This is a genomic window from Thermophilibacter sp. ZX-H3 (genome assembly GCF_052599055.1).
In genome coordinates this window covers 72,427-79,300 of the sequence record NZ_JBQXES010000014.1, presented here as the reverse complement: position 1 = coordinate 79,300, position 6,874 = coordinate 72,427, and the positions used below count along the sequence as shown (strand labels likewise).

Annotated in this window: 5 protein-coding genes; 3 read left to right on the top strand and 2 right to left on the bottom strand. The window is 69.9% G+C overall.

The window, feature by feature from the left end:
• Positions 1 to 412 precede the first annotated feature (412 nt).
• Complete coding sequence (gene sdaAA, locus ACULPM_RS07360) at positions 413 to 2,020, bottom strand: L-serine ammonia-lyase, iron-sulfur-dependent, subunit alpha (protein WP_445332293.1); 1,608 nt, start codon at positions 2,018 to 2,020, stop codon at positions 413 to 415.
• A 165-nt stretch (positions 2,021 to 2,185) separates the two neighbouring features.
• Between sdaAA and ACULPM_RS07355 the strand changes: the two genes are divergently transcribed.
• The 3 genes from ACULPM_RS07355 (at position 2,186) to pcp (ending at position 4,678) form a co-directional block, all read left to right on the top strand.
• Positions 2,186 to 2,971 (top strand): DUF969 domain-containing protein, encoded by a 786-nt coding sequence (locus ACULPM_RS07355; protein ID WP_445332292.1) that lies wholly within the window; start codon positions 2,186 to 2,188, stop codon positions 2,969 to 2,971.
• Positions 2,968 to 3,930 carry a DUF979 domain-containing protein gene (locus ACULPM_RS07350; RefSeq protein WP_445332291.1) on the top strand — a complete coding sequence of 321 codons (963 nt, stop codon included), beginning with the start codon at positions 2,968 to 2,970 and terminating at the stop codon, positions 3,928 to 3,930. The genes ACULPM_RS07355 and ACULPM_RS07350 overlap by 4 nt, the downstream gene beginning before the upstream one ends.
• Before the next feature lie 103 nt (positions 3,931 to 4,033).
• The gene (pcp, locus tag ACULPM_RS07345; RefSeq protein ID WP_445332290.1) at positions 4,034 to 4,678 is read left to right on the top strand and encodes a pyroglutamyl-peptidase I; all 645 of its coding nucleotides are present in this window, start codon (positions 4,034 to 4,036) and stop codon (positions 4,676 to 4,678) included.
• Positions 4,679 to 4,950: 272 nt separating this feature from the next.
• On the opposite strand, the gene gltX is transcribed toward pcp, so the two are convergent.
• Entirely contained in the window at positions 4,951 to 6,429 is a 1,479-nt protein-coding gene (gltX, locus tag ACULPM_RS07340) for a glutamate--tRNA ligase (RefSeq protein WP_445332289.1), read from the bottom strand.
• Positions 6,430 to 6,874 lie beyond the last annotated feature (445 nt).

Below are 6,874 nucleotides of genomic sequence, written 5' to 3'. Positions count from 1 at the left end.
GCGACGACGGGGGCCCGGAGTGGGGCGACCGGGTCGTGTGGGAGGAGCTCCACCACAAGGACCCGTACCCCTTCTGGCTGGACTAGGACAGGCGTTCTGCCGAGACACACATTTTGTCCTATAACCCGAAACCTTGCGTTCGAGGGGCGGTTCCGTGCCACGGGGCATGCTCGGGCGTTCTGTGCCGGGGGGCATGCTCACGAGCTTCGCGCAGCGGGTTCTTCTCGCCAGCGGTGGCCCCGAGCATGCCGTGGCGCATGCTTTCGCCGAGCATGCCTCAGCGCACGGAGTCGTGCCGGATTCGGGCGGTTCCGTGCCACGGGGCATGCTCGCCAGGGGGAGGTGACCAAACGCCGGGAGGGGCCGAGAAGAACGGGCGAGAAGGACCTCGCTCTCGGCGCCAACCCGCTGGCTACTGCCCGCAGGCCCCGCACGCCGCGCATGCGGCGCGGGCCGTGGGCGTCGCGGCAAGGCCGCCGCGCGCGGTCTCGCGAAGGCGCGAGGGCAGGGCGTGGCCGACCTCGGCCATGGCGGCGACGACCTCGTCAAACGGTACGAGCGAGCGCACGCTGGAGAGCGCGAGCTGCGCGGACGAGATTGCGGCCGCGACGCCGATGGCGTTTCTCGCCTGGCAGGGCACCTCGACGAGGCCGCCCACCGGGTCGCAGACGAGCCCCAGCAGGTTGGAGATCGCGAGCGAGGCCGCGCAGAGCGCCTGATCGGGCGTGCCGCCGAGCAGCTCGACCACGGCCGCTGCCGCCATCGCGGCGGCGGAGCCCACCTCGGCCTGGCAGCCGCCCTCGGCGCCGGCCACGCACGCGTGCGTCTGGATGTTGAGGCCCACGGCGGCCGCGCACCAGAGGGCGGACGCCACGGCGTCGTCGCCCGCGCCCACGGCGTCCGCGACGGCCAGGACGCTGCCCGGCACCACGCCCGCCGACCCCGCCGTGGGGGCGGCCACGATGACGCCCATCGCGGCGGAGCGCTCGAGCACGGCCATCGCGCGGGCCACGGCGTCGGTCTGCACCGGCCCCATGAGCGAGCCGGACCAGCGCGCGGCGCCGGCATCCAGGAGCTGGGCCTCGCCGCCGATGAAGCCGCCGAGCGAGCGGGCCGGCGCGGCGATGGGCGCCGTGGTCTCCTCGCGCATGACCTCGATCACGCGGCGCATGGACGCCTCGGCGCGCTCCTCTCCCGTGAGGCCGCGCTCGCGCAGCGCCATCACGCCGCCGATGGAGAGGCCCCGCTCGGCGCAGGCATCCAGGAGCTGCGCGCCGTCGTCGAAGAGCTCGGCGGCCGTGACGCCGGGGGAGACCGTGGAGACCGAGCCCGGGACCGAGATGAAGGTGGCGAAGCTCACGTCGCGGATGCGGCGGATCATGGGCAGCACCGAGTCGTCCGGCGCGCCGTCCGTCTCGAAGACCGAGTACGCGCGGCCGCCCTGCTCGGTGCGGTACGTGCGGCAGAAGGCGATGTTGACCTCGGCCATCGCGAGCAGGTGGGTGAGGGAGGCGAGGATGCCGGGGGCGTCTTTGTGCGAGACGAAGAGCGTGGCGTAGGCGCCCGTGATGTCCACGCCCACGCCGTTGATGCGGCTGATGCGCATCTTGCCGCCGCCCAGGCTCTCGCCGCGCACCTGGCAGCGCGCGCCTCCCTCACCCTCGAGGTCGATGTCGACGGTGTTGGGGTGGACGGAGGTGTCGTCGCCTGCCTCGACGAACTCGAAGGCCAGGCCCGCCTCGCGCGCAAGGTCGAAGGCGTCGCGGATGCGCTCGTCGTCGGTGTCCAGCCCCAGCACGCCGGCCACGAGCGCGCGGTCCGTGCCGTGGCCGCGATAGGTGTGCGCGAAGGAGTTCCACAGCGTGAAGCGCACGCGGGCGACGCGGCCGCCCATGAGCGAGGCCGCCACGCGGGCGCAGCGCAGCGCGCCGGCCGTGTGGGACGAGGAGGGCCCCACCATGACGGGGCCGAGCACCTCGAAGGCCGAGGTCGTGGCGAGGGTCTGAGGCTTTGCTGCCATGGGGGCTCCTTCCGGGCGCGTGCGTCGGTGACTAGCATAGCAGGCGCGCCGCCGGCACAGCGGCACGCACGCTCCACGATGTTACCGATTGCTCACGTTCTTCTCGTCCCGCGCCCGGGCTGCCTATGATAGGTACGTCGTATTAGCACTCTGTAAGGAGGACCGATGGATCCCGCAGAGCTTCTCAAGCTCCTGGGAATCGTCATCGTCGTGGCGGGCTTCGCGCTGAAGCTCGACTCCATCCTCATCATCATGGTGGCCGCCGTCGCGACCGCCGTGGTGGGCGGCATGGACCCGGTGGCGTTCCTGGACACCCTCGGCACGAGCTTCGTCTCCAACCGGAGCATGTGCATCTTCATCATGACGTTCGTGCTCACGGGCACGCTCGAGCGCAACGGCCTGCGCCAGGCAGCGGCGGCGCTCATTCGCAAGCTCAAGAACGCCACGTCGGGCATCATCATCTCCGCCTACGGCGTCGTGCGCGTCCTCTTTGCCGCCTTCAACATCAACTTCGGCGGCGTGGCCGGCTTCATCCGCCCGGTCATCATGCCCATGGCCCAGGCGGCCGTGGAGCGCGACGGCAAGAAGATCGGCGAGAAGCACCTCGAGGAGCTCAAGGGCATGTCCTCCGGCATCGACAACGTCGCCTGGTTCTTCGGCCAGGTGCTCTTCGTGGGCGGCTCGGGCGGCCTGCTCGTCCAGGGCACGCTCGCGGGCCTCGGCTACGACGTGAGCCTGCTCGACCTCGCCATGGTGCAGGTGCCCGTGGCCGTGGTGGCCATGATTGCCGCGATCGTCTACTACAACGTGATCGACCGTCGCCTCACCAAGCGCCGCGCGCGCGTCATCAAGGCCACCGGGTCGGCCTCCTACGAGGAGGGCGCCGACGAGGCCGAGGGCGCCGGCCAGGGCGCGCCCGCCGACGCCGAGAAGGGCGGTGACGCAAAGTGACGGAGTTCATCCAGTTCTTCCAGAGCGCTGACGTGACGCTCTCCGACAAGCTCCTCGAGGTCGCCTACATCGTCATGGGCCTCATCGCCGTCTATGCGGGCATCCGCAACGCGCAGGACGAGACCAATCCCAAGCGCATGGGCACGGCCCTGTTCTGGGTGGTCTGCGGCATGCTGTTCATCGTCGGCCGCTGGGTGCCGAGCACCGTCGCCGGCGCGATGGTCGTCATCATGGTCATCCCCGCCATCTGCAAGCAGGTCGGCCGCGGCACGGGCGACGAGCCCACGCCCGAGGAGATGGAGGGCAACTACGAGAAGATCGGCATGAAGCTCTTCGTGCCCGCGCTCTCGCTGGGCGTCATGGCGCTCATCTTCGCCCTCTTCACCAACATCAGCTCGCTCGTCGGCCTCACCTTCGGCGTCGTGGTGGGCGGCCTCATGCTCTTCGCGTTCTCGCACAAGAACACGCCCAAGGTGTTCCTCAACGACACGCGCCGCATGCTCGACGCGGTGGGCCCGCTCTCCATGCTGCCGATCCTGCTCGCCGCCCTCGGCTCCATCTTCACCGCCGCCGGCGTGGGCGACGTCATCTCCCACATCGTCTCCGGCGTGATCCCGCAGGGCAACCTCGTGGTGGGCATCATCGTCTACGCCATCGGCATGGCCGTGTTCACCATGGTCATGGGCAACGCCTACGGCGCCATCACGGTGCTCACGGTGGGCATCGGCGCGCCGTTCGTGCTCTCGCTCGGCGCCGACCCCGCCCTCATCGGCTCGGTGGCGCTCACCTGCGGATTCTGTGGCACGCTCATGACGCCCATGGCGGCCAACTTCAACATCCTGCCGGTGGCCATCCTCGAGATGAAGGACCAGTACGGCGTCATCAAGAAGCAGGTCCCCATCGCGCTGTTCATGCTCGCCGTGCAGATCGTCTACATGATCGTCATGACCGCCCTCTAGCGCGCCACTGGCGTCAGGTTCGTTTGGCTCGACATCGTGTCGAGCCAAACGAACCTGACGCGGATGGCACGGAAACCGTCCGACCTGGAAGGAAGCGATACGCATGAAGGTACTGGTGACGGGCTTCGAGCCCTTTGGCGGCGCGACCATCAACCCCGCGCTCGAGGCGGTGCGCCGCCTGCCGGCAAAGATCGCCGGCGCGGACGTGGTCACCGTGCAGATCCCCGTGGTCTTTGAGAAGGACGCCGCCGCCGTGGACGCCGCCATCGACGCCGAGAAGCCCGACGTGGTTCTCTGCATCGGCCAGGCAGGCGGGCGCAGCCACATCACGCCCGAGTTCGTGGGCATCAACTTCGCGAACGCCCGCATCCCGGACAACGAGGGCAACCAGCCCGTCGGCCCGCTCGTGGAGGGTGCCCCGGACGCCTACTTCGCCACGGTCCCCGTCTTCGCGATGGCCGACGCCGCGCGCGCCGCGGGCGTGCCGGCCGCCGTCTCCTACACGGCGGGCACGTTCTGCTGCAACGAGGTGCTCTACCGCCTGCTGCACACCCTCGCGACGTGCCATCCCGGCGTTCGCGGCGGCTTCGTGCACGTGCCGTACGCCACCGAGCAGGCCGTCTCCATGGGCGAGGGCACCGCGTCCATGAGCGTGGACATGATGGTCGCGGGCCTCACCGCCATGATCGAGGCCGCAGTCACCGGCTCCGACGACGCCGTCGCGGCAGGGGAGGGCACCGAGCAGTAGGCTCTTCTCGCCCCCGGCGCGCCCGGATGCGGCGGCGCCACACACATCCCCGTTTACCGGCAATCCCGGCCCGCGCATGCCAAGAAGGATGCGCGGGCCGGGATTTCTGTCCCCAGGGACGCATGACTCAAGGTTGCGCGTGCCCCTCGCGCCCTTCTCGCATGCGCATCTCGCGTTTCCGGCAATACCCGATCGCACGTGTCCGGCGAGAAGAACGGGCGGGCCCCAGCTGGGGCCCGCCCGATGAGTCAAAAGTGACTGTCCCCTTTGGCCTACAGCGCCATCGCGCGGGCGCGGTCGATGCGGGCGAGGCAGTCCTCGCGACCCACGAGCGCCATCGTCTCGCCGAGCGGCGGTGACACCATATTGCCGCACACGGCCACGCGAACGGCCTGGAAGACCAGGCGCTTCTTCAGGTCGAGCGCCTCGGGCAAAGGCTCCAGCGCGGCGTCGATCGCGGCGGCCTCCCAGGCGGCGAGCCCCGCCAGCGCCTCGCGCGCGGCGTCCAGGACCGCTCCCATGCCCTCCTTGGCGAGGCCCTTGGCCACGCTCTTCTCGTCATAGGAGAGGGTCTCGGCGGTGGCGAAGACCGGGGCGGTCACCGTGACCACGTCCGCGGGGAACTTCGTGCGCGGCTTCACGATGGCGGCGAGCGCATCCACCCAGGTCTCGTCGGCCTCGAAGTCGCTGCCGATGACGCCGGCCTCGTGGAGCTCCGGCAGCATGACCTCGTCGGCGAACTCCTGGTCGCTCATCGAGCGGATGTACTCCGCCTGGATCCAGTCGAGCTTCTTGGGGTCAAAGGTCGCCGGGTTCTTGGACACGTGGTCGAGCGAGAACTCGCGCGCCAGCACGTCGCGCGGGATGATCGTGGTCTCGCCGTCGAGCGACCAGCCGAGAAGCGCGAGGTAGTTCACGAAGGCGTCGGAGAGGTAGCCCGCGTCGCGGTACTCCTCCACGTTGGTCGCGCCGTGGCGCTTGGAGAGCTTCTTGCCGTCCGCGCCCAGGATCATGGAGATGTGCGCGAAGGTGGGAACCGGCGCGCCCAGGGCCTCGTAGACGATGACCTGGCGCGGCGTGTTGGAGAGGTGGTCGTCGCCGCGGATGACGTGGGTGATGCCCATCGCGGCGTCGTCCACCACGGTGGCGAAGTTGTAGGTGGGCGTGCCGTCGGTGCGCTGGATGACAAAGTCGTCGAGCTCGCGGGCCGCAAAGGTCACGTCGCCGTGGACCGCGTCGCGCACGACGACGTCGCCGCGGTCCTCAGGCACCTTGATGCGCAGGACGTAGGGCTCGCCGGCGTCGATGCGCGCCTGAGCCTCCTCGCGGGAGAGGTCGCGACAGCGACGCTGGTAGCCCTGGAAGGGGTCCTTGCGAGCCTGCGCGGCCTCGCGGTCGGCGGCTAGCTGCTCGGGCGTGCAGAAGCAGGGGTACGCCTTCCCCTCGTCCCACAGGCGCTGCGCGGCGTCGCGATACATCTGGGCGCGCTCGGTCTGCTTGTAGGGGCCGAAGTCGCCGCCCACCTCCGGGCCCTCGTCCCAGTCGAGGCCCAGCCAGCGCATGGCGCGCAGGATGATCTGGGTGTTCTCCTCGGTGGAGCGCTCGGGGTCGGTGTCGTCGATGCGCAGGATGAAGGTGCCGTGGTTGGCGCGGGCGAAGGCCCAGTTGTAGATTGCGGTGCGCGCGCCGCCAACGTGGAGCTTTCCGGTGGGGGAGGGCGCAAAGCGCACGCGAACGGGGGTCTCTGACATGAGGTTCCTCTCCGTGAATCAATCGTCACATACGCCATCAGTATAGCGCGCTAGACCTCCTGGCCGGGACAGCGACGGCAGTTGGAGGAAATCTGCCGCCGTGTCCAGGGGGCGGGCGTGCCGTCGCCTGCAATCAGGCGGATAGTGTGTAATTCGGGGCTTGTCCCCTGCAATCAGGGGGATAGTGCGAAGCCTTTTCGTGGCGCTTCGGCACGATTTGCGGCGACTCTCGGGCAAAATGCCTGTTGCGGCTGCGGCGGATACTCGGGGCACCCCCAGAATCGCTTCGCACTATCCCCCCGATTGCAGGGCGAGGCGCGGTTTTTTCACACTATCCGCCTGATTGCAGACCGCCGTGGGGGGGGGGGGGGGGGGGGGGGGGGGGGGGGGGGGGGGGGGGGGGGGGGGGGGGGGGGGGGGGGGGGGGGGGGGGGGGGGGGAGGGA